Here is a 24,895-nt window from a genome sequence, read left to right on the forward strand (position 1 = left end):
AGCCTGTTTTCCCAAAAACGGCCCTAAAACGCATTTACTTGAGCACTATCATAGACACGCCGTCACCGCCGCGCTCTACGTGTTCATCTGCCACGCTGGCTACTTCCCTAAGCGACCGTACATAGTCCCGGATCACTTGTTTCAGGATACCGTTGCCGCGTCCGTGGATAATCTTCACCTCGGGCATGCCCAGCATGATGGCGTCATCCATGAAGTTCATGACGGTGGTCAGGGCTTCCTCGGCGCGCTGGCCGCGTACGTCCAGGGTATACTGGAAATCGGCCATGCGCTGGGTCACGTCCAGGCCTCTGGATGGGGCTACCGCCGCAGCGGCTTCTTTCTCCTTTTTGGCTTTTTCGCGCACCACATTCGGGTCGGGACGTTCCAGTTTCTCCAGCTTCACAATGGTTTTCAAGCCCCCGAAGCTCACCTCAGCCGTCTTGCCTTTGATGGCCAGCAATTCCCCTACGGAGTCCTGGCCGATAAGACCTACCCGGTCACCAGGCTGTAAAGGGCCCGAAGGCGCCGTACCGTTGCGTCTAACAACGGGCTTTGGCTCGGGCGTGAGTTTCTCCTTGAACGTGTCCAGTTGCTGACGGGCGACTTTGGTCTGTTCCTTGTCCGCGTTGCTGCGCTTGATCTGCTCAATGGTGCTCTCAATCTGCTGGTTAGCGTCTTTCAGGAGCAGCTTGGCCTGGCCTTTGGCCGTTCTAATGATATCCTGCTTGCTTTCCTCCAGGTGCTGCTTGAGGGCGGTGTATTCCTCCACGGCCTTCTGCATTTTACGCTCCTGTTTGGCAGCGGCGGCATTGCGTCTTTCCAGATCCGTCTTCTCTTGCTCCAGTTGCTCTAGCAGCTTGTCATACCTGATCTTCTCCTTGCCCACCAGCGTGCCGGCCTTCTCCAGGATGTTCTTGGGCAGCCCAATTTTACGGGCAATCTCCAGGGCAAAGGAAGAACCCGGTTTGCCAATTTCCAGCTGGTAGAGGGGCTGCAGCTCCGCAGGGTTGTAGCGCATGGCGCCGTTCACAATGCCCGGCGTTTTCTCGGCGTAGTTCTTCAGGTTGGTATAGTGGGTGGTGATCACGCCAAACACCTTCTGCTTGTGCAGTGAATCCAGTACCGCCTCGGCTATGGCACCGCCCAGGGCTGGCTCGGTCCCGGTTCCGAACTCATCTATTAATATCAAAGATTTCTTGTCTGCGAACAACACAAACTGCTTCATGTTCTGAAGGTGCGAACTATATGTACTCAGGTCATTCTCAATGGATTGCTCATCGCCCATATCCAGGAAGATATCACTGAACAGCCCGGCCTCCGAGTTCTCGGCCACCGGTATCAATAACCCGCACTGCAGCATGTACTGCAGCAGCCCCGCCGTTTTCATGGCCACCGATTTACCTCCGGCGTTTGGGCCCGAGATCAAAAGGATACGCTGCTCCTGGTCCAGTTCCAGGGACAAAGGCACGGCCTGTTTGCCATGCGACTGCAACGTTAAGTGCAGAATGGGGTGGCGGGCGTTATTCCATTTCATGATCGGCGCCTTGTGCAGCACCGGCATAAGCGCACCTATCCTATTAGCCACAATCGCTTTGGCCCTAATGAAATCCAGCAGCGACAGGAACTGGTAGGCTTTTCTCAGGCCCGGCAGGTGGTGCCGTAACTGGTTAGTGACTGCCGTCAAGAGCCTGATGAGTTCACGGTGATAGGCGTTCTCAAGGTCCTTAATGTCATTGTTCAGTTCAAAGACGGTTTCGGGCTCTAGGTACACGGTCTGGCCCGTGGCCGATTCATCATGGATGAGACCTTTGATGCGGCGCTTAAATTCGGCTATCACCGGAATCACCAGACGGCCGCCCCGGATGGTAGGCTCGGCGTCGGCCGGGGTCCAGCCTTCGTTTTTGGCGTGCCGCATGATGCTGGCAATCTGCTTGCGCAACTGGGTCTGCTGGCCAATAAGGTCGCGTTTCACGCGCTGAAGCTCTGGGGAAGCGTCATCTTTTACGTTGCCGCTGTCATCCACCAGTTTTTCCAGCGCTGCTATCAGCTGGCGGTCTACCTCTACCCCTTGGGTCAGGGCTTTCAGGGCCGGATACTCGTCTTCCTCAGACTCCACAAAGAAGCCCAATGCCTGCCGGATGGCCCGCAACGACATCTTCACCTCATACACGCCCCTCACCTCCAGAAACGCTCCCTCCAAAGAAGCGCGGTTCAGGTGTTCGGTTACGTCAAAATAATACTGGCTAGGAAAATCTTCGCCGGCGCGCAGAATATGCGCAAATTCCTCGGCTTGCTGTAAAAGGCGTTGTACCAGGTCAAAGCGGTCTAGAAAATGTACGCGCTCTACAAACCGGCGGCCCAGCGAGCTTAAGCAGGCCTCAGATAACATTTCACGGATCTGGGTAAACCCGATCTTCTGCTCAAAATTAGATGGATATATCAAGTAGGTTCTCTTTTTCTAAGTGGTTGGTTTCCGTTTAGGGGCCGTTTTTACAAAAGTAGCCTAAAAACGGCATTGACTAGCATTGCAGAACATGGTTGGGGTGGCCAATGTTCCAAGGTTTTAAGAAATATTACCAGCAAAAGGTTTCCTGAGTTTGCCAGCAGATTTATTCAGATAGACCAGTCGCTTTTTTAATTGTAATCGCTATGCTTTAAAACTTTTCCTCAATGCCCAGGCCGAACAACGCATAGTCATACTTGACCGGGTCCAGCGGGTCAAACTGCCTTAGGTGTTGGGTCAATTCCTCGGCCATGGCCCAGTCTGACTGGGTGCGTTCAATGAGCCCCAGCTTGCGAGCCACGCGTTGCACGTGCACGTCACAGGGGCAGATAAGATCAGCGGGAGACATGCGGTTCCATAGCCCGAAATCCACGCCCCGGTCGTCTTTTCTCACCATCCAGCGCAGGTACATGTTAATGCGTTTGCAGGCCGATTTTTTAGCCGGCGTAGAGATATGCTTGCGGGTTCGGTGCGGGGCCTCGGGCAAGGAGAATACCAGGTTATAGAAATATTCCAGCCGGGCTTTTTTGGTAGTGAGCGGCGCGGCAGCTGGTCCCAGAAACGCTTCTTCCAGGGAGTCGTGCCGCTGGTAGAACCACTTGAAGAAATACACCAGGTACAGCAGATCAGTATCATTGAAGGTGCGGTGCTTGAAGCCCAGCAATTGTTTCAGGTCGTCGTCGTGGTGCTGGGTAATGAATTGGTAGGGGGCATTGTCCATGCGGTTCAGAAGCTCCCGGCATTTATTGATGATGGTCTTCCGTTGCCCCCATGCCAGGATAGAGCCAAAAAAACCGGCAATCTCAATGTCCTGTTTCTGCTGGAACAGGTGCGGGATGGAGACCGGGTCATTGGCGATAAAGGCGGGCGTGTTGTACTTCTGGTATCTGTCTTCCAGCAACGCCTGGACCTGGGCAGGGGTAAAAGCCATAGAATAAAGTTGAAATTGAAACCAAAGATAAAACGCTGGTTGGCAGGAAACGTTAGCAGGGAAAGATTCTCCTGCCTGTGGCTCCGTTTCTTCTATTCTGCTTTCACTGCCCCAACTTAAGCACCGCAGTTTCATATACTATGATAAAAGCTCTGCTCACCGGTTTCTTTTGTCTGAAAGTCCTGCTGGGGTTCTGCCAGGATCCGGTGGTCCTAGCCGGCCACACCGTATACTTGTTCCCGGGCATGGGGCTGGATGAAAGGCTGTTCCAGCACCTGACGTTGCCTTACCAGGTGAAGTACATAACCTGGATCCCGATAGAGAAAAAGGAAGACCTGGCCCATTATGCGCTCCGGCTGGCGCAGCAGATGGACACCACCCGCTCCTATTCCTTGGTGGGCGTTTCTATGGTAGGCATGTGCGTGAGTGAAATTGCCAAAGTGTACCGGCCCCGGCATGCCATCCTTATCTCCTCGGCTGCTTCGTCGAAAGAAATACCGGTATTAATGAAGGCCTTAAGGATTCTCCCGCTGCACAAACTGGTAAAGAACGAAGGGTATGTGACACTTGGCTATGCTACCAGGTGGCTGTTTGGCATTAGAAAGCAAGAGGATGCTCGCCTCTTTAAAAGCATGCTGCAAACCATGCCCCCAAACTACTACCCGCGGGCCGTAGACAGTATTGTAAAATGGAAAAGCAAAACGCCTGGCCCTCACCTGCTGCACCTGCACGGCGATGCCGATTTTATCCTGCCTTTTGACCGGATTGAAAACGTCTACCGAATTGAGAAAGGAACACATTTGATGGTGCTCACGCAACCTGAAAAGATCAACCAGTTGCTGCTGGACCTTCTAGCCAGGTAAAGGCTTCCCCTAAAATCACCCATAAAAAAGAGGCCGGAAACAGTCCCCAATAGGTGACCCGTTTCCGGCCTCTTTTTCAGAAAACAGCCCTAAAACGCTTACGGCATGTAAGACACTTCTACTCTAAAGCGCTTGTCTACCGCGCCAATCTGCTGGCAGGCTTTCTTTGAAAGTTTCACTACTACTTTGTCATTTTCGCCGGTGGCGGGCAGTTTGCCAATCACGCGCACGTACACGGTCTGGTCGTTCATAGGGTTTTTCACCGCCATGATGGTTCCTACCGCGGCCGTCTTGTGCAAGGCCAGGAACTTGTTGGCATCGCCGCGCTGGTCAATCTGTTCGGCCATGCCGCTTTCATTCACCCGGGCTACGTACTCAGAGGTCTTGGAGCCAGGCTTTTCCTCATCGGCATCAGGCTTTTCTACAGCCGGGGTATTTTTTCTCACGCTGGACGCTACCGGGGCCGCCGGCGTGGAAACAGGCACCGCCGGAGCCGTAGAAGCCGTTACCGTGGAAGGCTGTTGCTTGGGGGTTGAGATGACGTCATCGTTCTCTGGCACATATACCTTAGAGGAGGCGGTGGCCTGGGCTGGCACTTTAGCGCCCACACCCACAATCAGGTTCTGGCCTACTTCTACCGTGGCGTTAGTAAGCTTGTTCCACTTCTTGATATCGTCTACCGACACATTGTGCTGCCGCGAAATAGAATACAGGGTTTGGCGTGCCTGCACCGTGTGCATTTTATTGCCTTGCCCGTCAACTACGTAGGTGCGCTTAGCGGCCGGACTGGCCGGGGTTTCTGCAAGCGTTACCTTGGTAGTGGAGGCGGTGCTTTCCTGTTTCATAGGAATAAGGACCGTTTGGCCTACCACCAGTGATTTCTCTACGTTTTTATTGGCTTCCACAATCTTGGCCACCGGAACGCCGTATTTGCGGGAAAGGGCGTAAAGGGTTTCACCAGATTTGACTTTGTGGGTGATATACGGTTTCCCGTTCTGGGTTTTCACCCCAATGGAGTCACGGGCAAAAAGAGTATCCGCGGAGGCGGCACCGTATGAAACCATGAAACAACCCAAAACAAACACAAACTTCTTTAACATGGACTCTACTTCTTTTTATTCAATTACTTGCTTTGGGGAAACTATAACCAACCAGTTTTGACTTTTCGGGCAGTACAAAAAGCTTGCCACCTAAAGTAAAAAAACCGGGTTCCCCAGGGGCACCGGCATCCTGGGAAAGGCATAATTTTCCTAAGGGCTCGCCGCCGAGGGTGTAAGTTACCAAAAAATTCATAAACCTATCGTTTTCCTTCTTAAGGTGATAGCCTACACAAAAAAATGTTTCGGTCTCCAGATAGGCGATTTCCTGCTCCGGCCGGTGCCCCTCTCCTTCCAGAATAAAATCGGCTAATCCTTGAAAGTAAGGGCTCTCCGGAGAATGCTGTACCGGCCGTTGCCAGGCCCGGGTGGCCTTTTCAAGTCCACTTATTTTTTGTTTCAGGGCCTTGGCATCTGAAGGTAACAGCGCTCCCGATCTGGGGTGTACCAAATGGTGAATGCCCACGGAATCTGCCAAAACTAACCCGTTTTTCTGGCTTTTCACCCACTGCATATGGAGCAGGGTGAAAAGCACCTCCTGGGTCCGGCAATCAATGGCTGTTACCCCTTTGGGTAGGCCTAAGTGCTGGGTTTTCTCAAACCCCTGCAGATACAACAACTGGTCCTGCAGGGCGGCCAGGCTTACCCACCAGGGATCTGGCAACCGGAAATGGTTTAAAATAACCTTGCCTGTATGGCCGTCTATCACCGAGAAAGAAACCTGCAGGGTTTCAGCGTTTCTCACTTCCACGGCCAGCCAGCCCTGCTCAGGGTCAACCTCCAGGCGCCAGATGGCGCCCTGAAAGGTATATTCCGTTGAAAGCTTAAGAGAGGCCATTTTTTGTTTTGGGCATGTTTTCTGGAAATCAGGCTAAAAATAGAAAATACAGGGGAGTTAGCCTGAGGAAAAAACCAGAGCAAGGAGTATGCACCGCCGGAAATGTCCCTGTCCTTGCTATCTTTGAACCCGGTTGGTTTCTCACCCACATTTGCAGTCGCTTCTAACCCTGATCCTATGAAAGCTCTTGGAATAATTCCCGCGCGTTTTGCCTCCACCCGATACCCAGGCAAGCCTTTGGTCCTGCTGGGCGGCAAATCTATGATTCAGCGGGTGTACGAGCAGGCTTCCAAGTCTCAGCTGCAGGCCGTGGTAGTGGCAACAGATGATGAGAGGATAAAGCAACATGTAGAAGCCTTTGGGGGGACGGGGGTCATGACCTCGCCTGAGCACCAAAGCGGCACCGACCGTTGCCAGGAAGCCTACAGTCAGTTGGGAGAGGCTTTTGAGGTGATAGTGAACATTCAGGGCGATGAGCCTTTCATCCAGCCGGAGCAGATTGATAAAGTGCTGGGTTGTTTCGCGCAGCAAGAAGCCCAGATTGCCACCCTCATCAAACCCGTGCAAAACCAGGAGGAGTTATTATCACCTAACAGCCCGAAGGTGGTAGTGGGTGCCCAGGGGCAGGCCCTGTATTTCAGCCGGCATCCTATTCCCTACCTGCGGGGCGTGGACGAGACCGATTGGCTCCAGCACCACGTATTCTATAAACACATTGGCATCTACGGTTACCGCACCCAGGTGCTGGCGCAACTTACCCAACTGCAGCCTTCGTTACTAGAGAAAGCCGAATCTTTGGAACAGCTCAGGTGGCTGGAGCACGGCTTTAAGATCATAACCGCCATCACCCACGCAGAAACCATTGGCATTGACACCCCCTCTGATCTGGAGAAAGCGCTTGAATACCTGCAACGAATTAAAAATTAAGAATTAGGAATTAGGAATCTTGTTCCTTTACCAAGACTCAGGGCTTAAAACCCAAGGGGCTTTCTCAGCCGCCGGCTTTTTTGGCTTTGTATTTCAGGTCCAGCAAAATCTGGAGGACCTTGTCTCTGAAGTCTCCTTGGATAGTGATTTCGCCGTCTTTGGCGCTACCTCCTACCCCACATTTAGATTTCAGGGTTTTGCCCAGGATTTGTAGGGCCTCGTCCTGGCCCACAAAGCCGGTGATGAGGGTGACCTGTTTCCCGCCCCGGCTTTTCTTGTCTAGCTGTACGCGCAGGTTCTGCTGTTGCGGCGGAAGCGTTTGGGCGGCTTCTTCCTGTTGGTATTCATATTCAAAATCTGGGTTGGTGGAAAACACCACTCCTTCGCGGTTTTTCTTGTTCTTGCTCATACTGCTTTCACATTGGCGCCCAAAGACGCTACTACTTCTAAAGATTCAGGGAAAAGTTGCACTTTAAACTCAGTGGCGGTGCCCATAAATTCGCCGTCGGCATGGAAATGCTGGGGCTGCGGACTCTTGACCTCTACAGTGGAACAGGTATGAAACTCGGCCAGGCCGGAAGAGGCAATCTGTTTGGTCATTAACCCATAGCCCAATTGAATGGCATCGGCCACTCCCACGTGCCGGATCAGGCACACATCCAGAAACCCGTCCTGGATATCAGCCATTGGCGCAATGTAGGCGTTGTTGCCGTATTGTGAGGCATTGGCAAAAGCCACCACAAAAAAATCTGAATTGAGTTGGTGGCCGTTGATCTCTACCGTGGCAGCCTGGGCTGTGAAGGTTCTGAACTCTTTTACCACCAACGCAATATAACTGCTCAAGCCGCGCTTGGTGCTCTGCGCGAAGACGGAACTGATAAGCCCGTCAAAGCCAATGCCCGCGGTGCAGAAAAACGGGTGGTTGTTAATAGCGCACGAATCAATGCGGTGAAAAACCGGCGTATTCAACAGCTCCAGCGCTTGCGGTAAGGCCAGCGGAATACCCAAATGCCTGGCCAGGCCATTGCCAGATCCCTTTGGGAGAATCCCTAAGGCAGCATTGGTTTTCAGCAGTCCCCGGGCTACCTCGTTCACGGTTCCGTCTCCGCCCACTGCTACCACCAACCGTGCACCGTTAGCAGCAGCCTTCTGGGCCAACTGTGTGGCGTGGCCCGCCCGCTCCGTGAAAATGATCTCGGGGGTCCAGCGGGTGGTGTCCAGGTGCTGGCCAATCAGGTCGGGGACCGAGACGGTGCTGCGCACACCTGATTTTGGGTTAAGTATAAAACAGGCTTTCTCCGGGCCGTTGGTAAGGGTCATACTCTTCTGTCTTTCCTGTCAATTCACCTCCGTCTTCCACCATCATCCGAAGAGGGCGAGACTATATCAATACGGGGCTTTCTGTTTTGAGGCTGTTTTGGTAAAAATACACAAAAAAAGTGGTGCCACCCGGAGGCAACACCACTTCTAAATGTGAGGGTTCGCTAAGAATTAAGCTCCTATGCGCTCCATTAAGTCAGCAGCACGGTTAGAATAACCGGTTTCGTTATCATACCAGCCCACTACTTTCACCAATGTTCCGCTGGCAGAAGTCAAGTCAGAATCAAAGATGCAAGAGTGACGGTTGCCTACAATGTCAATAGATACGATAGGATCCTCGGTGTACTCCAAGATGCCTTTCATTGGGCCTTCAGCGGCTTTCTTCATGGCAGCGTTGATCTCTTCCTTAGTCACTTCACGCTTCAGGATAACGGTAAGGTCAGTCAAAGAACCATCCGGAATAGGCACGCGCATGGCGATCCCGTCCAGTTTACCGTTCAGGTGCGGCAATACAAGACCAACGGCCTTGGCAGCACCAGTTGAGGTTGGTACAATAGAATAGGCAGCAGCCCGGGCACGACGTAAGTCAGAGTGCGGTGCATCCTGCAGGTTTTGGTCTGCGGTGTACGCATGCACTGTGGTGATATAGCCTTTCTCAATCCCGAAAGCCTCGTCCAACACCTTCGCCATTGGGGCCAGGCAGTTGGTAGTACAAGAAGCGTTGGAAACGATGGTTTCTGAACCCGTCAGGATTTCTTCGTTCACTCCCAATACCACGGTAGGGATGTTTCCTTTGGCCGGAGCTGAGATCACCACTTTTTTGGCACCTGCTTCCAGGTGACCGCCAGCGCCTTTCTCATCCACAAAACGACCGGTAGATTCCAACACCACGTCTACGTTCAGTTTTCCCCAAGGCAGGTTTTTAGGCTCGCGCTCAGCAAATACTTCAATGCGGTTTCCGTTTACGGTGATGCTGTTCTCATCTGCCGTAACGGTTCCGTTGAAACGGCCGTGTACGGAGTCATATTTTAAGAGGTGCGCCAGGGTTGCGTTGTCCGTCAAGTCATTGATGGCCACTACTTCCACGTTCTCGCGCTCCAACAGGGTCTTAAAGGTAAGACGGCCAATCCGGCCGAAGCCATTGATGGCTACTCTTATTTTTTTAGACATGTTCTTTTAAAGTTTGGTGATTGTATTTGAATAACTGCGGCAAGTTACGTGTTACTGCAGGCAAAACAAACTAAAAAATTTACCTCTCATTTAGAGCCATTTACCTCTAAAGGCCGGTTATTTTGCTGTTGGGTGTTGGCAGATTAAAAACCCCCTTCTATATTTGCACCATCAAAACCGACAGATGGTCCGTTCGTCTAGGGGTTAGGACACCAGATTTTCATTCTGGTAACAGGGGTTCGATTCCCCTACGGACTACGAAAAAAAGCCGCCTCATGAAAATGAAGCGGCTTTTTTGTTTGGGCCTTGCCACTACCTGGCTTAATTTACCTGGCTTTCAAGAATGACGTTATCCTTGCTTTCAAAAGGATGCTACCCTATTTTCACTTTTTCTCTAAAGTTAACTCCACCTTTCCTGGGTCATTTGTTGCCCTATAAAACAGCGGCGTTAAAGGTATCTCCCTGTGATACATCACCTGTTTCAAAGCCTTTTTTAAACCACCTTACCCTTTGGGCAGAAGTACCGTGGGTGAAGGAATCTGGCACCACTCTACCTGTGGATTGTTTCTGAAGGCGGTCATCCCCAATGGCACTTGCTGCGTTTAGCGCCTCCTCCAGGTCACCAGGCTCCATGAACCCTGTAGCCCGCTGCGTGTGGTTGGCCCAAACGCCAGCGTAGAAGTCGGCCTGCAGCTCCACCCTCACCATGAGTTTGTTGAACTCAGCCTCAGATAATTGACCCCGCATGGCATTTACCTTGTCCATGGTGCCTGTAAGCTTCTGCACATGGTGCCCCACCTCATGGCCTATGACATACGCCTGCGCAAAGTCCCCCTCGGCACCGAGTTTGTTATCCATTTCCTCAAAAAAGCTCAGGTCAATGTACAGTTTTTCATCGCCGGGACAGTAGAACGGACCAGAGGCCGAAGAGGCTGTCCCGCATGCTGAGTTTATCTGATCTGTAAACATGACTAAGGTAGGCTCCCGGTACCCTTGAATGAGTTTGTTCCACACATCTTCGGTATCTGCCAGCACGGTGGCCGTCTGCTCTGCCAGGGCCTGCTCTTCTGGGCTTTGTTGGGCGGTGGATGTTTGCGCATATTGCGGTTCACCTCCCACAAACTGCTGTAGGAGCGTCAACGGATTGGTACCTGTTAAAAAGAACACCAGGGCCAGTATGGCTACTATAACCAACCCTACTTTAGAGAAAAGGAGCCGAATCAGGGGAAGCAGCAGCAAGGGACTGATGCCTCTCCCTCCGCCTAAACCGCCCCCAGATTGCCCCCTAACATCTTCAACGTTGCTGCTTTTTCTTCTACCTTGCCATTTCATGATATTGTAATTTAATGAAGTGTTTGATGGCCAATGGGAGGTTTGCTCATCTTATAAGTAAACCTTTCCCATTACTCGAACAGTTTAACGATCACCAACTTTATTAGATGCGCGATTTTTTTTACAGACGGCCTGTATAAACGCAGGTAGGGAATTTTCTGCATAAAAATTCATCTGCCTAGAAGGTCAATTGAGGTTGGCCTGCGGTCTGAATCTCCAACTCCAACAGGTCCTTTTATTCCTATTTAGGACAAGTTCTACACCAAGATTACGTTCAAAATTTAAATTGTAGCCTTTTCTGGTATTCCTTCCCCTTCATATGGCTGGAAGCGCTCACCAATTATTTAGGCAAATAGATTCCTCCACTTTCAGCTAGCGCTAAATAGAAATACCTACAAACCTGGCGCCCATCTACCCTATATTATATTTAAACCCTAACTTTGGGCTTAGAAAAAAAAAAGCATGCTTCACTTCTTTTTTAATCAGCCAGATACAGTTTTCGCTTTACAGGCAGAGCGGGAGCTAACCTCCAAAGACATATCTAAACTTGAGTGGCTTTTTGGTAATGCCCAGCTCCAGCAAGAAACCACCCTCAGTGGCTATTTTGCAGGACCCCGCGCGGCCATGATCACCCCCTGGAGTACCAATGCCGTGGAAATCACCCAGAACATGGGCATAGAGGGGATAATCCGGATTGAAGAGTTTAAAGTAGTAGCGGAAGATTACGCAGATTTTGACCCCATGCTTTCTCAAAAGTACCGCGGGTTAGATCAGGAAGTATATGATATTCATATTAAGCCGGAGCCTGTGCTGCCGGTGGAAGATATTGCAGCCTATAACAAACAGGAAGGGCTTTCATTAAGCGAAGAAGAGGTTGATTACTTAAACAAACTTGCTGAGAAATTACAAAGACCGCTTACTGACTCTGAGGTTTTTGGATTCTCGCAGGTGAATTCAGAGCACTGTCGCCATAAGATCTTCAATGGCAAATTCGTGATTGATGGCGAAGAGAAACCAAGTTCTTTATTCAAACTGATCCGCAAAACATCAGAGGCCAATCCAAATGACATTGTTTCGGCCTATAAAGATAACGTGGCCTTTATCAAAGGCCCGGTGGTGCAGCAGTTTGCACCTAAACGGGCCGATGTCCCTGACTTCTATGAGTTAAGTGATTTTGAATCGGTTATTTCCATCAAAGCAGAAACGCATAATTTCCCCACAACCGTTGAGCCCTTCAACGGGGCTGCTACCGGTTCTGGTGGAGAGATCAGGGATAGATTGGCAGGTGGCCAGGGATCGCTTCCGTTAGCCGGGACTGCCGTTTATATGACGGCCTTGTCGCGCCTTGAAAAGGACCGACCTTGGGAAAAAGCCACCCAGGAAAGAAAATGGCTGTACCAAACACCAATGGATATTCTGATCAAGGCTTCTAACGGGGCCACTGATTTTGGCAATAAGTTTGGGCAGCCCTTGATCACCGGGTCTGTTCTCACATTTGAATATGACGAAAAAGCGGATGCCCTGGAGACGCCACGTAAACTGGGCTATGACAAAGTGATCATGCTTGCCGGTGGCGTGGGGTATGGCAAGGCGAACCAGGCCCAGAAGCAGCACCCCAAAGCCGGCGATAAAATTGTGATCCTGGGGGGTGAGAACTACCGCATAGGCATGGGCGGGGCAGCCGTTTCTTCCGCTGACACAGGCGAGCACGGAACAGGCATTGAGTTGAACGCGATCCAGCGTTCTAACCCGGAGATGCAGAAACGCGCCGCTAACGCCATACGGGGCTTGGTGGAAAGTGCCCACAACCCAATTGTTTCTATCCATGACCATGGGGCTGGCGGCCACTTAAACTGCCTCTCAGAACTTGTGGAAGAAACAGGCGGTAAAATAGACTTGGATAAACTCCCTGTGGGTGACCCTACCCTCTCCGCGAAAGAGATCATTGGCAATGAGTCTCAGGAACGGATGGGATTGGTGATAGGCGAAAACGACATTGCCACCCTGCAAAAGATAGCCGCCCGTGAACGAGCGCCTATGTATACCGTGGGCGACGTAACTGGTGACCACCGCTTCACCTTTGAATCAGCTTCTACCGGCCAGAAACCCATGGACCTGGAGTTAAGCGATATGTTTGGCAGTTCGCCTAAAGTGGTGATGACTGATACCACTATTGACAGGGCGTACCAGCCAATAACCTACGATCAAAGCCAGTTGCCTACTTACCTGGAACAGGTATTACAACTGGAAGCCGTGGCCTGCAAAGACTGGCTCACGAATAAAGTAGACCGTTGCGTTGGGGGCCGGGTAGCAAAACAGCAGTGTGCGGGTCCGTTACAGTTGCCTCTGAACAACTGCGGCGTGATGGCGCTTGACTTCCAGGGGAAAGAGGGGGTTGCCACTTCTATTGGGCATGCTCCCATCTCCGCTTTGATTGATCCGGCAGCGGGCAGCCGCAATGCCATAGGTGAATCTCTGTCTAACCTTGTTTGGGCGCCTTTAAAAGATGGCTTGCAGAGCGTTTCGCTTTCTGCCAACTGGATGTGGGCCTCAAAAAACGCTGGAGAAGACGCCCGTCTTTATAAAGCGGTAGAAGCCTGTTCTGAATTCGCGATTGCCCTGGGCATTAACATCCCTACGGGCAAGGACTCACTATCCATGAAGCAGAAATATAAAGAGGAAGACGTGATTGCCCCTGGCACTGTCATCATTTCGGCAGCCGGGAATTGCAGCGATATACGCAAGGTGGTAGAGCCGGTATTACAGCGCGACGGAGGTAACATTTACTACATTAACCTCTCTAATGACACTTTTAAGTTAGGCGGTTCTTCTTTTGCGCAGGTGGTCAACAAGATTGGGAACCAAACCCCTGATATTACAGATGCCGCGCTTCTTAAGAATGCCTTTAACACTCTGCAAGGCTTAATCAAAGAAGGCAAGATAGCTGCTGGCCATGATATTGGCAGCGGCGGCTTGATCACTACCTTGCTGGAGATGTGCTTTGCGGATAATAACCTGGGGGCCTCTATTGACCTTACATCCCTGGGAGAAGCAGATAGCATTAAAGTGCTGTTTGCTGAAAATATAGGCGTGGTATTCCAGGCGTCAGAAGAAGTGGAAGACACCTTAAATGCGAATAAGGTACCCTTCCACAAAATAGGCACCAGTACTGCCAGTGCTACTCTGGAGTTGAAGAACGGAGAGGAAGCATATAGCTTTGACATAGCAGAGTTGCGGGATGTTTGGTTTAAAACCTCCTATCTGCTGGATATTAAGCAAAGTGGCCTGCCAAGTGCCAAAGAGCGATTCGAGAACTACAAGAAGCATGACCTGCTGTACAAATTCCCGGAAGGCTTTACAGGAAAGAAACCTTTATTAGATACCTCTAAGCCTAGAATCAAGGCGGCCATTATACGTGAGAAAGGAAGTAACTCTGAGCGTGAAATGGCGAATGCCATGTACCTGGCAGGCTTTGATGTGAAAGACGTGCACATGACGGACCTGATCTCCGGAAGAGAAACGCTGGAAGACATCCGGTTCATTGGTGCTGTAGGAGGCTTCTCCAATTCAGATGTACTGGGTTCAGCAAAAGGATGGGCCGGGGCCTTTATGTACAATGAGAAAGCGAAAAATGCGCTGGAGAACTTCTTTGCGCGGGAAGACACCTTATCGGTTGGAATCTGCAATGGCTGCCAGCTGTTTGTAGAACTAGGGCTCATTACCATGGGGCATGACCAGAAGGCGAAAATGCTGCACAACGTGAGCCAGAAACACGAAAGTATCTTTACTTCCTTAACCATCCAGGAAAATAAATCGGTTATGCTTTCAAGCCTGGCTGGGAGCACGCTGGGGGTTTGGGTGTCTCATGGCGAAGGTCGTTTTAGTTTACCGCACACCGAGGATACCTATCAAATCGTGTCCAAATACGCATATGATACCTATCCAGCCTGCCCTAACGGCTCTGACTACAATACGGCTATGATATGCGATGAAACCGGTCGTCACTTAGTGATGATGCCCCACATTGAACGCTCGCTTCTGCAGTGGCAGTGGGCGTATTATCCAAAAGACCGTCAGGATGAAGTCTCTCCCTGGATGGAAGCTTTTGTGAACGCAAGAAAATGGCTTGAATCTAACGAGAAATAGCAAGATTGAGCAACCAGGCTTACTTGAATAGTAGCACAGCTTAGCACCATTAATTTCCTGCTGATTTAGTTTTTTTAACTGCTTTTATAACCAAAAAGGCCGTCCAATAAAATGGGCGGCCTTTTTGGTTATTGGAGAGCAAGGTGAGTTCGAAATTCAGTCGAAAAGCTTTAATCTTTTACTACTAAAAAGAATCACGGCTCCAATTAAGGGAGTTATTACGGGAGTTTCTCCCCGTCTGCATCCGTCCGGAAAGGCGAGGCGGGTAATCCTTCCTTGTTGTATAGGTTGGCCCCATCGGGGTTATCTGCCCAGGCGTACCGCACATACTTGGGGTCCGGCACCTCCTCACTCCACACCACTACCTTGTTGCCGTCTATTTTGGCTTTAGCCCAAACGAATTTTTTATCTGCCCCGGCTATGGCAAACCAGCTTAGGTCTTCACCGTCATGAGAAACTAACCCACTGCCGGTATTGGTAAAGCTTACGGTTATTTTACCATCTTCCAATTTGGAAGACTGGTAAAGCGAACCAGAGGAAACCAACTTCTTTTCACCGTAAATTAACTTCTGGGCTGCCAACGCCAGGCGCTCGCCTACGTCTTTTTTATTGTCTGGGTGAATGTCATTCCACTCGCCCAGACCAAGGGTAACGGCCATGGCAGTATTGGGGACGGTCAAAGTTTGCAAGGCGGCTTCCCTCATCAATGCCCAATTGCTTTCACTGGGCAGGTAATTCACCTCCATGAAATTGGGGAGCTGGACAAATAGAAAAGGAAGGTTGCCTTGCTTCCATTTGGAGCGCCAATCACTGATCAGGGCGGGCAAGAGTTTCTTATATTCCGCGGGGTTTCCGGCATTGCTTTCGCCTTGGTACCAGAGAATGCCCTTTATGGTGTAATTTATAGCGGGGGCTACCATGGCATTATACAAGGCAGCAGGCTGGTTTTGCTCGTTTATAGCTGCCAACTGTCCGCTCATATTTACAGGCTGGTATACCTCTCCCACCTTATACTGCCAATCGCCTTTCAGGTCAACCTTGGTACCGTTGACTTCAATAAAATAAGGCTTGTCCGGTACAAAGCCTCCTTTGCCGCCATTATTGGTTACCCGTACTACAAAGAGGTTTTTCCCTGGCTTCAGGGTGCCGGCGGGAAGGCTGTACCTCCGTTGCGGGTATTGGTAGGTGGTTTTGCCTACATCTTTCCCGTTCACAAACAAAATGTCTGCGTCAACGATTCTACCCAAAAACACCTTGGCCGGTACGCCCGCCATTGACGCCGGAATCTCTACTTCGCGGCGGTACCAGACTACCCCATTCAGGTCTTTGATGCCCTGGTCTTCCCAGTAGCCAGGAACATTGATGGGGCGCCAGTTTTTTGGCTGATAAGATGGATCAAACCATTTAAGGGTCCCGGTAAGTCCCTTATCCTGCTCCGTCTTAGGCCTGGAGGCAATTGCGGCGGCCAGGGCCAAGCGCTTGGTACTGTTCACGTAACTGGTGTCTAGGTTTTTCTGAATGGCCGCTAATTTCTCAGGAAAAGACTTCAGGCCCTCTTCGCTCATCCATGCCTCAATGGGTGTTCCCCCCACGCTGGCATTGATCAACCCAATCGGAATTTTATACTCATTGTACAGCTTGCGCGCAAAGAAATAAGCCACCGCCGAGAAATTGTTCACATCCTGGGGGTTGGCCCATTTCCAGGATCCTGCCGGAAGATCTTTTGCGGGTCCAGCCAGGTTGGTGGCCGTCGGGATCCAGAAATGCCTTATCTGAGGGTAATTGGCGGTGGCAATGTCTTGCGCATAGGTAATGTTATGCAAGGCCATCTGGTGCACCATGTTAGACTGGCCAGACACCAGGTACACGTCTCCTATCCAGATATCTTTCAGCACCAATTGGTTTGTGCCTTTAATATCCATGGTAAAAGGCCCGCCCGCTTTCATGGAGGCAAGCGCGATAGCCCAGTTGCCTTGGGGGTCTGCGGCGGTGCGGTAAGTCTTGCCTTTAAAGGCCACGGTTACCTTTTCACCAGCAGCGGCCCAGCCCCAGATTTTGGTTTTAGCATCCCGTTGCAACACCATTCCGTCACTTACCAACTGGGGAAGCTTCACTTTGCTTTGGGCTGCTAAGGCGTTTAAGCAAACAAACAAGATCAAAAGAAGGCGGAGGCCGGCAGGTGCTTTTTTACAGAGATTCATTGCCAAAACAGAAAGTTTAGTGGCAGGTAAGTTACAACTTGTCTATCATGTCACCAAGGTCACTTACCCCCAAGGTGAACATCACAATGACTATCCCTAAAACAATCTTTATAATTCCTGGCATGGTAAAGCCAAACCATTGCTTGAAAAGCGCAGTGGTAGGAGGCAAGTATAAGCATGACAGGAAAAAATACCCAAAGGCCGGCACCGGGTGCACCAGCACCAGATTTAAAACGCCAATAATAAAGACGAGAGATCCAAACAACCAACCAAGTAGGTTAGGGGTACTTATTTTAGCTTCCATTTTCGTTAAGGTTAACAGGTAAGATTTTCATTCAACAATTTCATTTCTACACTTTTTTTGTCAAGCATCTGGCCCTTAAAAGCTAGCCAGCATCAGGTCAATTTTATCAAACAGCTCCCCTACGCCCAACGCCGCAAATAGTATAAAAAGACCAACCAGCCATTTCAAAACTCTGGGAATAGCAAAGCCGGTTTTACTCTTGATAAGGGAAGTGACCGCAGGGAAAAAAATGAACGCCAGCACGATGATAAAGAGCCCAAAGCCTAGGTCATTCCCCCAGAAGGTATTTACTATACCAATAGCTAAAAAAAGCAGACCAAACAGCCAGCCGGTCAGATTGAAAACATTTGCTAAAACAGGTGAAGTGGTAGTCATAACGATTTCTTTTAAAATTTTAGGGTTCTACTTGTTAATGGGCCAAGAACTATCTGCTTGGTTGTTGTACAACAGCAAATCAACGGGAGTGCCTATCAAAGTGATTTCAAGGCTTGACTGGTGCCTTAGATGCGTTTTCATATTGGTCCAGGCAATTGCTTAGCGGCTGACAGTTTTGATGGATGCAATCACAGAAATCATAGCACGCCCCAGGGTTATCGCTCTCGGCACATTGGGCTCTGCAATCTTTTAATGAGTTACGGGGCATCAGTTCACAGCCTGAGGTAAAAAGAAGACCTGCCATAAAGGCCAAGCCTACTTTTTTTAATTTCCTTTTAGGGTTCATACAGACATTCATGGTTAGGTAATCGTTAGGTACGACTTGTCGAACTTGATTTTCTATTTCTTACAGATAGCAAAATCAGTTGAGGTACACGTCCCTTTGCTCCCACGGGAAAATGAATTTCAGCTTGTGGTAATCCCAGCAGAGCAGGTACAAATTAGCCAAGACTATGAGGGGTGCTGAGAGAAAAGATCCCTCAAAACGAACCGCCCAAGACAATACCAAAATGTTTAAGATGATTGGGAAATAAATAACGGCGCCCAAGGTAGCCGTCCGCGGAATCAGCAGGAAGATGGCTGCGGTCATCTGCATGATCCCAATGGAGGTGTAATAGTAGCCGGTGCGGTGCAAGGCTTCCAGGTAATGCCCCATAGGGTGGCAGACCGCCAGATCTGTGAACCGTTCCCCGTTCACTTTCACAAAGCCGGAAGGTAAAAATCCCATGGCCAAGGCCACGCGGTTAAAGATCGCAAAGTCCCGGAGCCACCTATTTTTCCGGGCTTTAAAATGTACCTTGCTAAGAGTTGAAGAGATAGACATACCTGGTTATTTAAACCCGAAAAGCACCGGGAAAAGAAACGTCACAATGAGGGTCCACAGGAAGTAAATGGGAAGATAGATGGCAATGGCCTTCCCCACCTCTCCCAGATGAGCTTTCTTGGCAAGTACCCTGAATAACTGGGTTCCCACCAAGAGCAGATTTACCAGGATAAGCAGGTTCCCGCCCAATACCGCCAGCCGGTTAGGGGTAATCCCCCACTCAGATATGCGGAACAAGATAGCTGACAAGGCAATACCGTTTACCACAATGGTGACCACCGACAGTAGGAAAAGGACCCAGATCTCGGCCTGGGTTTTAGAGGCATTGGAAGTCTCAGCCACCGAGAAAAAGATAATGGCCATTACGCCTATTAACAAGGCATTGAACATCAAGAGAAACTCGCGGTCATTGAAAGGGTCCATGCCCGAATACACCATGGCCACGAGGTAAATCACGAGCATCACCAGCACCAACGGACTGAAAATTCTGGCGATAACCGGAGACACCTTTCCTACTAACTGCGGGTTGGTTTGGGTGAGGTAGGTTCCGACAATAGGCACCGCGGCCATACCCATAATGACCACATACTCAAAATAGAACTTCTCAATGTGGAAGCCAATCAATAAGAAAAGACCTATGGTGAGCCCAGTCATGATTCCGCCGGAAATAAGGATTAGGGCAGTCATGACGGCCAGGTCGCCGTTGTAGCGTAAAAAGTAAAGGCGTTTAGGATAGTCTCTCAGATTATTGCCTACAAAAGAAGCACCTAACAAAACCCACAACAGCAAGGGCAGATGAATGCAGGCCAAAATCAGGGTGTCACTGTTATTGGTGCCAGGCAACACATTGATGTAGACCAATGAAAGGGCCATAATACCCCCAATCAGGGCTAGCTTCTTAAGTTGCAGGTTGTTTTTCCAGGCGAAATAGGCCGTGAGGAGCGGCAGGAAAATGAAGCCAATGTTTCTGGGGTAGAAATACTCCGGGTTTAGGGAGAAAATGGCTGGTATTTTAGCAATCAACCCGGCCAGGAGGGCTGCCAACCCCACGTACAAAAGCTCCCGCCCACTTCCCCAGTGAATGTCTTCCGTTTCATAGGTCAATCTTTGGTTCCAGAATTCAGCCACCGGGGTGCCTTTCAGGTCTGGGTACAGGGTACTGAACTCCCGCTTAAAGGGGCCCTTGTTGCTACGGTACAGTTTCTCCAGCTGGGCCGGGTCCTGCAAATGGGCAAGAATTTCGTCTTTCATAAGGGTAGGTGTTATTGGTGCCTCTATGTTTCTGCTTCAGTTTTCAAAGGAATTTAATCCCACATGGTACCGGCCAACCCTAGCACGGTGCCCAGCCACAAGCCAATAAAATACACCACCAGGCTGAGAAGAATTGCCACCGTCCGGTTAAAACCGCGGGAGCTTTGGTAATCCATGAATGCATAGAATGCGCCGCCCATGGCACCAGCCAATGGGGTTATAATCAATGGCCTGATCCTCCAGAAGCTTCCCCATTCCGGATCAGGGGTATCCACTCCAAATACAAAGAAGGAGATCACGAGAAGTGCGGTGGCGGCCCCCACCAAAACAGGTTTCATAAAGGACCCTGAGTTCAGGGATGGTTTAGTAAAATCATTTTGCTGTGTCATGTCACTAAAGTTTTAGGTGTTATAAAAAATGTTAAGGTTTTCTTAAAGTACTTTGTATATCAAAGTAAATAGGCAAAAAAAATATCTTTTGTATCCTGGCCTTCATCTTCTCCTTTAAACACTTGCCAGGTTTGGTTTAAGGCCTTTGCGAACCAGGTACTTGATTTATTCCAAAAGTCAGGTCAATCAGGCCCAACCATTTGCTATCCATAGTATTAATAGGTCCGCTTTTCTTGGGAGGTCATCTCCTCTCCTGCTTAGGTTATAAGTTGGTGCTCTGCTATTTTTTGGTTTAAACGCCTAAACTAAGAAGAAGCTCCCTTTATCAGTTTCTCCAGGGCAGACAAATGGTCACTAAACGCTTTTTTGCCCAGGGGTGTAACGGCATAGGTGGTATTGGGCTTTCTGCCTACAAACGATTTCTCCACTTTTATAAACTCTTCTTTCTCCAAAGCCTTCAGGTGACTTGCCAGGTTGCCATCGGTCACATCCAGGTACTCCTTCAGGGCGTTGAAGTCCAGCATATCATTCACCGCCAGCGCTGACATAATTCCCAGCCTGATCCTACTTTCAAATGCTTTATGTAAACCATTAAGTAATATTTTCACCGTTCGTACTTGTAGTGCATATAAATACCATAAATAATATGGACCACCCCAAAGCCTATGGCCCAGAGCAGCAATCCATATCCCACGAAATAGGAGCCAAGCAAGCCTAACCCTATTTCAATTAGCCCCAGGCTTCTCATTTCGCCGTAGGTGAACTTGCTGGCATTATACAAAGCCAACCCATAGAACAGCAAGGTAAAGGGCGCCACAAAGCCAATCAGCCCCTTTGAGATCATGATAAGGACCAGGATCCCACCCACCGCCAGGGGCACCGCCATATTGATCAGAACCCGGCGGGCCGTGGCATTCCAAAGCTTTTCCCCGCGTTTTTCTGCTTTCTTAGACGAAAGGAAAATGGCAGTCCCTACCGCCATGGCCAGGATAAAGACAGCCAGCAAAATGACATTAAGGAGCGTAGCCGAAATACCGGTCCCGGTCAAGGGAAGGTCTGAGCTGTGGTCAGGGTTAAAGCCGAAGACGGCGTAGGCAATGTAGGCCCCTACCAACGCGTAAATACCTGCCATGATGCCTGCCCAACCAGAGAGCGACAAAAATTTGGAAGAACGCTCCATCATGGAGCGAATTTCAGCAAGATCGCGGCTATAATCCTTTTCCTGTTTCATTTAAAAGTGCTTTGCGTTTCAAAGTAATGATTAATAATTTTGAATTACAAGTGATTTAAGAATTAAATGTTATTTGGGTAGTGGCGATGAAAAATGAACCTTTGGTTCTGGGAGAATTACTCCTTATACGGTAGCGCCACAATTCCTATCCTGTTTTGAGCCTGTTTTTGGTAAAACGACCCTAAAACAGAATTTCGCGGCAGTCTTCTCTGCTATCTGTTTTGAGCCTGTTTTCCGAAAAACTGGCTCAAAACGCAAAATTCAGGTCTGGGCCCAGGCTAATAAAGTAAATGCCTTTGCCGCCTCTGTCTTTAACCTGTGCCGTTCTCCAAGGACTGCCCTCTCCTGCTTTTAAAGGTTAAAGCTAGCCAGCAATTCCATGTTTTTTCAAGAGACCAAATATTGTTAAAATTTAATTCTTTAATTTAAATGCAGGAAATTGCTTTGTCACCTTTGAGCCCTTACCCTAAAATATTATGAAAGACGCCCTATTCCCCCTTGATTTCACCTTTAAGGTGACCACCCTCTCCAATGATTTTACCGTGCAGGATGCCAGTGGCCTGACGGTGAGCTATGTAAAACAGAAACTCTTTAAACTGGTAGAGGAAGTAAAAGTCTTTAATGACGAATCACAAGCGGAGTTACTCTACTCCATTAAAGCCAATAAATGGATTGACTTTTCGGCGGCCTATACCTTCACCGATGGCGGGGGACGCGAAATTGGCCGGGTGGCCCGGAAAGGCTGGGCCTCTATGTGGAAGGCGCATTATGAGGTTTTTGACCAAAACCAGGACCAAGACTTTATTATTAGGGAGGAAAATGCCTGGATACGGGTAGGTGATGCCTTGCTGGGCCAGTTGCCGGTGGTTAGCCTGTTAACGGGTTACTTCTTCAACCCTTCTTATCTTGTCACCAGACCAGACGGCACCACAGTAGCTAGGCTTAAGAAACAGCGGTCCTTCTTCGGCCGCAGGTTCACGGTCTCTCAGGAAGGAGAGTTCCAGGGCGAAGAGGCAGAAAGAGTTACCTTGAGCTTAATGATGATGATCCTACTGGAAAGACGCAGAGGCTAATTAACAATTGCGCCTTCTCCGCTCCCATCAAAGGAGCCTTGCAGAAGCATTTTTACTTAAAAGGCCCGCAAAGCTAGACTTTGCGGGCCTTTTAAGTAAAAATGCTGTTTCTCTTAGATGACTAAGCGTACCCCTCCCAATTCTTCCAGGCCATACGGGAAACGGTCTCCCGGTGAGCCGATGAACATGAAATTCTTAGGGATCTTCCACTTGTCTGACAGTTCCTGGATGAGCTCTGGCCCAAACTGCCCCCTGATAATCACAAAATCCACTTCCAGTTCAGGGTAGGCCAAATCCAGCACTTCTATCTCATGCATCAGTTTTTTAGGCGGTTCCTCCCCTTCCTTGAGCACATTCACTATTTTAAGGCGGTTGGTATGCTCGTTCACTACAATGTAGCGCATGACCTTGTTGATGTTGGCAATGTTATCTCCCTTGGTAAAAAAGACAAACTCCTGCGACTTTATCTTCATCACCAACCGGATCATGTTATAAGATTTGAAAGGCAAAATCTTGGCTATAGGGCGCCACACATGTTCCAGCAGATAAGTAAAGAAAAGCAGTAATTCTATCCGGTAGAGCATAATAAACACAACGGATACCGTTGGGATAAAATACTTGAGGAACACCCACACATAGGCAGGATTAAGGATGGCATTCCCCACCAGGGCCGCAACCACTGCTGAAATAGCTACTATTAAGACCCATCCAGACGCCCGCACGGGCCGGGGAAGCCGGTTACGGCGCAATTTCAGAAGCACGTTCCCCACCCCAAACAAAGTCATCACAGACAAAAAGGAAATGGTGTACACGCCGGCCAAAGCCCCAATATCGCCCCTGGTGATTAACAAAATAGACACGCACAGCAAAAAGAAGCTGATCATGATGAGGTAGGCAGATCCTTTTTTATTGGTAATAAGCAGGAACTGAGGTAGGCAACGGTCCAGGGTCATGCGTTGCACCAACCCAGTTACCCCCACGTAAGACGTGAGCACCGCCCCGCTTAGTACCAAGGCAGCATTTACAGACACCAGCGTGGCAAGCCAGGGCCCGCCGGCAATTTCCCCCAAATAAGCCAACAGGGCCGTAGAGTTCTGGGCCACGGCGGCCATAGGTATAAGGGCGATGGCCAGAAATGCGGTAAGGGGGTTAAAAACCGTCACGGCCAGCCACATGTTGCGCAAAGTCTTCGGGAAAACGCCCGGGGCCTGCTCTTCCACAAAGTTAGCCGAGCTCTCAAACCCAGATATGCCCAGCATGGCGGCGGCAAAGCCGAAGTAAAGGGCCTTCCAGATGCTCCCCTGCAAAGGTTGGCTGTAATTGAGGATCAGGGTGTCAAACCCATGTGAAAACAGGTAGGCAAACCCAATGACCACCAGAATGGTAAGCGTGGAAATATGGGTGATAAAAATGATGACCGCGACTATAGATGACTCGCCTATGCCCATAATGGTTAGCCCCATGAAGAAGGCAAGCAAAGCCACCGTAGCAATTAGAATAGGAAGCCCCTGCCACAGGTGGTGCACGTAATGCATGGCCTCACTGGCCGAAATAACGGCGGTGGCCATATAGGAAAGAAGGGTAAGGCAGGCGGCCAGGGAGGCGGTACTTTTGCTGGTGGTGTTCAGCAAGGCATTGTAGGCTCCCCCATTCAACGGAAGGGCGCCTACCACCTCGCCGTAAATACTCCTGAACAGAAACAAAACCCCGCCTACCATGAGTAGAGCCACCCAGGCATATTGCCCGGAATAGATAATGGCCAGCGCTGAAACATATAAGCAGGAAGAGGTGATATCATTCCCGCAAATGGCAGTAGCCGCCAGTTCCTTTAATTTATGCGGATGCGCTTTAGGTGCAGACGTGGGTGCAACACAAATAGCTGCCTCGTTTTCCATTGGCCTTGTAGTTGGGTAAACCTTATGGTTAAATATTAAGCAGTATACGGCTTTCTTTCATTTAGTTGCTGAAGGTTTTTTCCTAAATGAAGCTGGTAAATATCCTGCTTTAGGCCAGCTAAATTTCCGTTGCCGGTGGTAAATCTTTGTATGGGTCAAATTTCAA

21 protein-coding genes and 1 tRNA gene are annotated in these 24,895 nt (G+C 49.8%); 5 read left to right on the forward strand and 17 right to left on the reverse strand.

Annotated elements, in window-relative coordinates; all coding sequences use genetic code 11:
• Positions 1–34 precede the first annotated feature (34 nt).
• Both TH63_RS09060 and TH63_RS09065 read right to left on the reverse strand, forming a co-directional pair.
• Positions 35–2,443, reverse strand: a complete 2,409-nt coding sequence (locus tag TH63_RS09060; RefSeq protein WP_048920667.1) for an endonuclease MutS2 — start codon at positions 2,441–2,443, stop codon at positions 35–37.
• A gap of 211 nt (positions 2,444–2,654) precedes the next feature.
• Positions 2,655–3,434, reverse strand: coding sequence for a TIGR02757 family protein (locus TH63_RS09065; protein WP_048920668.1), 780 nt, complete (start codon positions 3,432–3,434; stop codon positions 2,655–2,657).
• Between the two features lie 140 nt (positions 3,435–3,574).
• Here TH63_RS09065 and TH63_RS09070 point away from each other — a divergent pair, with 140 nt between their 5' ends.
• A complete protein-coding gene (locus TH63_RS09070) occupies positions 3,575–4,297 on the forward strand; it encodes an alpha/beta fold hydrolase (protein ID WP_048920669.1) in 723 nt (240 codons plus the stop codon).
• A 98-nt stretch (positions 4,298–4,395) separates the two neighbouring features.
• On the opposite strand, the gene TH63_RS09075 is transcribed toward TH63_RS09070, so the two are convergent.
• Together TH63_RS09075 and TH63_RS09080 are read right to left on the reverse strand one after the other, a co-directional pair.
• Positions 4,396–5,397: a LysM peptidoglycan-binding domain-containing protein gene (locus tag TH63_RS09075; protein WP_231583571.1), complete on the reverse strand. Its 1,002-nt coding sequence runs from the start codon at positions 5,395–5,397 to the stop codon at positions 4,396–4,398.
• A gap of 19 nt (positions 5,398–5,416) precedes the next feature.
• On the reverse strand, positions 5,417–6,232 hold the full coding sequence (locus TH63_RS09080) for a DUF4905 domain-containing protein (protein ID WP_048920671.1): 816 nt from the start codon (positions 6,230–6,232) through the stop codon (positions 5,417–5,419).
• Positions 6,233–6,409: 177 nt separating this feature from the next.
• Here TH63_RS09080 and kdsB point away from each other — a divergent pair, with 177 nt between their 5' ends.
• Positions 6,410–7,159: a 3-deoxy-manno-octulosonate cytidylyltransferase gene (gene kdsB, locus TH63_RS09085; RefSeq protein WP_048920672.1), complete on the forward strand. Its 750-nt coding sequence runs from the start codon at positions 6,410–6,412 to the stop codon at positions 7,157–7,159.
• 64 nt (positions 7,160–7,223) lie between these two features.
• Here the strand turns inward: kdsB and TH63_RS09090 are convergent, their stop codons facing one another.
• The 3 genes from TH63_RS09090 to gap form a co-directional block, all read right to left on the reverse strand.
• A complete protein-coding gene (locus tag TH63_RS09090) occupies positions 7,224–7,568 on the reverse strand; it encodes a translation initiation factor (protein ID WP_048920673.1) in 345 nt (114 codons plus the stop codon).
• Positions 7,565–8,479 carry a diacylglycerol/lipid kinase family protein gene (locus TH63_RS09095; protein WP_048920674.1) on the reverse strand — a complete coding sequence of 305 codons (915 nt, stop codon included), beginning with the start codon at positions 8,477–8,479 and terminating at the stop codon, positions 7,565–7,567. Before TH63_RS09095 ends, TH63_RS09090 begins: the two co-directional genes overlap by 4 nt.
• Positions 8,480–8,650: 171 nt before the next feature.
• Positions 8,651–9,649: a type I glyceraldehyde-3-phosphate dehydrogenase gene (gene gap, locus TH63_RS09100; protein WP_048920675.1), complete on the reverse strand. Its 999-nt coding sequence runs from the start codon at positions 9,647–9,649 to the stop codon at positions 8,651–8,653.
• 186 nt (positions 9,650–9,835) lie between these two features.
• On the opposite strand from gap, the gene TH63_RS09105 reads away from it, so the two are divergent.
• A tRNA-Glu gene (locus TH63_RS09105) sits at positions 9,836–9,907 on the forward strand.
• 174 nt (positions 9,908–10,081) lie between these two features.
• Here the strand turns inward: TH63_RS09105 and ypfJ are convergent.
• Positions 10,082–10,981 (reverse strand): KPN_02809 family neutral zinc metallopeptidase, encoded by a 900-nt coding sequence (ypfJ, locus tag TH63_RS09110; RefSeq protein WP_048920676.1) that lies wholly within the window; start codon positions 10,979–10,981, stop codon positions 10,082–10,084.
• Between the two features lie 462 nt (positions 10,982–11,443).
• On the opposite strand from ypfJ, the gene purL reads away from it, so the two are divergent.
• On the forward strand, positions 11,444–15,127 hold the full coding sequence (gene purL / locus TH63_RS09115; protein WP_048920677.1) for a phosphoribosylformylglycinamidine synthase: 3,684 nt from the start codon (positions 11,444–11,446) through the stop codon (positions 15,125–15,127).
• A gap of 218 nt (positions 15,128–15,345) precedes the next feature.
• On the opposite strand, the gene TH63_RS09120 is transcribed toward purL, so the two are convergent.
• From TH63_RS09120 to TH63_RS09155, 8 genes are all read right to left on the reverse strand, one after another.
• Complete coding sequence (locus TH63_RS09120; RefSeq protein ID WP_048920678.1) at positions 15,346–17,328, reverse strand: sialate O-acetylesterase; 1,983 nt, start codon at positions 17,326–17,328, stop codon at positions 15,346–15,348.
• Positions 17,329–17,359: 31 nt separating this feature from the next.
• Positions 17,360–17,632, reverse strand: a complete 273-nt coding sequence (locus TH63_RS09125) for a hypothetical protein (RefSeq protein ID WP_048920679.1) — start codon at positions 17,630–17,632, stop codon at positions 17,360–17,362.
• 75 nt (positions 17,633–17,707) lie between these two features.
• Positions 17,708–18,007, reverse strand: coding sequence for a hypothetical protein (locus TH63_RS09130; RefSeq protein WP_048920680.1), 300 nt, complete (start codon positions 18,005–18,007; stop codon positions 17,708–17,710).
• A 421-nt stretch (positions 18,008–18,428) separates the two neighbouring features.
• Complete coding sequence (locus TH63_RS20670; RefSeq protein WP_231583572.1) at positions 18,429–18,794, reverse strand: hypothetical protein; 366 nt, start codon at positions 18,792–18,794, stop codon at positions 18,429–18,431.
• A 102-nt stretch (positions 18,795–18,896) separates the two neighbouring features.
• Positions 18,897–20,141 (reverse strand): hypothetical protein, encoded by a 1,245-nt coding sequence (locus TH63_RS09140; protein WP_048920682.1) that lies wholly within the window; start codon positions 20,139–20,141, stop codon positions 18,897–18,899.
• Positions 20,142–20,194: 53 nt separating this feature from the next.
• Positions 20,195–20,530, reverse strand: coding sequence for a hypothetical protein (locus TH63_RS09145; protein WP_048920683.1), 336 nt, complete (start codon positions 20,528–20,530; stop codon positions 20,195–20,197).
• A gap of 305 nt (positions 20,531–20,835) precedes the next feature.
• Positions 20,836–21,138 (reverse strand): winged helix-turn-helix domain-containing protein, encoded by a 303-nt coding sequence (locus tag TH63_RS09150; protein WP_048920684.1) that lies wholly within the window; start codon positions 21,136–21,138, stop codon positions 20,836–20,838.
• Positions 21,135–21,761 carry a hypothetical protein gene (locus tag TH63_RS09155; RefSeq protein ID WP_048920685.1) on the reverse strand — a complete coding sequence of 209 codons (627 nt, stop codon included), beginning with the start codon at positions 21,759–21,761 and terminating at the stop codon, positions 21,135–21,137. The genes TH63_RS09150 and TH63_RS09155 overlap by 4 nt, the downstream gene beginning before the upstream one ends.
• Before the next feature lie 476 nt (positions 21,762–22,237).
• Here TH63_RS09155 and TH63_RS09160 point away from each other — a divergent pair, with 476 nt between their 5' ends.
• Positions 22,238–22,834 (forward strand): LURP-one-related/scramblase family protein, encoded by a 597-nt coding sequence (locus TH63_RS09160; protein ID WP_048920686.1) that lies wholly within the window; start codon positions 22,238–22,240, stop codon positions 22,832–22,834.
• 113 nt (positions 22,835–22,947) lie between these two features.
• Here TH63_RS09160 and TH63_RS09165 read toward each other — a convergent pair whose 3' ends face one another.
• Positions 22,948–24,729, reverse strand: coding sequence for an APC family permease (locus tag TH63_RS09165; RefSeq protein ID WP_048920687.1), 1,782 nt, complete (start codon positions 24,727–24,729; stop codon positions 22,948–22,950).
• Positions 24,730–24,895 lie beyond the last annotated feature (166 nt).

The organism is Rufibacter radiotolerans (assembly GCF_001078055.1).
Classification (GTDB): Bacteria; Bacteroidota; Bacteroidia; order Cytophagales; family Hymenobacteraceae; genus Nibribacter; species Nibribacter radiotolerans.

What these genes read in the sequence shown, in the direction of transcription:
- TH63_RS09120 (WP_048920678.1), bottom strand. Translation starts at nt 17,328, where the DNA reads ATGAATCTCTGTAAAAAAGCACCTGCCGGCCTCCGCCTTCTTTTGATC.
- purL (WP_048920677.1), top strand. Translation starts at nt 11,444, where the DNA reads ATGCTTCACTTCTTTTTTAATCAGCCAGATACAGTTTTCGCTTTACAG.
- TH63_RS09130 (WP_048920680.1), bottom strand. Translation starts at nt 18,007, where the DNA reads ATGACTACCACTTCACCTGTTTTAGCAAATGTTTTCAATCTGACCGGC.
- TH63_RS09095 (WP_048920674.1), bottom strand. Translation starts at nt 8,479, where the DNA reads ATGACCCTTACCAACGGCCCGGAGAAAGCCTGTTTTATACTTAACCCA.
- ypfJ (WP_048920676.1), bottom strand. Translation starts at nt 10,981, where the DNA reads ATGAAATGGCAAGGTAGAAGAAAAAGCAGCAACGTTGAAGATGTTAGG.
- TH63_RS09140 (WP_048920682.1), bottom strand. Translation starts at nt 20,141, where the DNA reads ATGAAAGACGAAATTCTTGCCCATTTGCAGGACCCGGCCCAGCTGGAG.
- TH63_RS09125 (WP_048920679.1), bottom strand. Translation starts at nt 17,632, where the DNA reads ATGGAAGCTAAAATAAGTACCCCTAACCTACTTGGTTGGTTGTTTGGA.
- TH63_RS09075 (WP_231583571.1), bottom strand. Translation starts at nt 5,397, where the DNA reads ATGTTAAAGAAGTTTGTGTTTGTTTTGGGTTGTTTCATGGTTTCATAC.
- TH63_RS09090 (WP_048920673.1), bottom strand. Translation starts at nt 7,568, where the DNA reads ATGAGCAAGAACAAGAAAAACCGCGAAGGAGTGGTGTTTTCCACCAAC.
- TH63_RS09070 (WP_048920669.1), top strand. Translation starts at nt 3,575, where the DNA reads ATGATAAAAGCTCTGCTCACCGGTTTCTTTTGTCTGAAAGTCCTGCTG.
- TH63_RS09080 (WP_048920671.1), bottom strand. Translation starts at nt 6,232, where the DNA reads ATGGCCTCTCTTAAGCTTTCAACGGAATATACCTTTCAGGGCGCCATC.
- kdsB (WP_048920672.1), top strand. Translation starts at nt 6,410, where the DNA reads ATGAAAGCTCTTGGAATAATTCCCGCGCGTTTTGCCTCCACCCGATAC.
- TH63_RS09165 (WP_048920687.1), bottom strand. Translation starts at nt 24,729, where the DNA reads ATGGAAAACGAGGCAGCTATTTGTGTTGCACCCACGTCTGCACCTAAA.
- TH63_RS20670 (WP_231583572.1), bottom strand. Translation starts at nt 18,794, where the DNA reads ATGGGATTTTTACCTTCCGGCTTTGTGAAAGTGAACGGGGAACGGTTC.
- gap (WP_048920675.1), bottom strand. Translation starts at nt 9,649, where the DNA reads ATGTCTAAAAAAATAAGAGTAGCCATCAATGGCTTCGGCCGGATTGGC.
- TH63_RS09065 (WP_048920668.1), bottom strand. Translation starts at nt 3,434, where the DNA reads ATGGCTTTTACCCCTGCCCAGGTCCAGGCGTTGCTGGAAGACAGATAC.
- TH63_RS09160 (WP_048920686.1), top strand. Translation starts at nt 22,238, where the DNA reads ATGAAAGACGCCCTATTCCCCCTTGATTTCACCTTTAAGGTGACCACC.
- TH63_RS09145 (WP_048920683.1), bottom strand. Translation starts at nt 20,530, where the DNA reads ATGACACAGCAAAATGATTTTACTAAACCATCCCTGAACTCAGGGTCC.
- TH63_RS09155 (WP_048920685.1), bottom strand. Translation starts at nt 21,761, where the DNA reads ATGAAACAGGAAAAGGATTATAGCCGCGATCTTGCTGAAATTCGCTCC.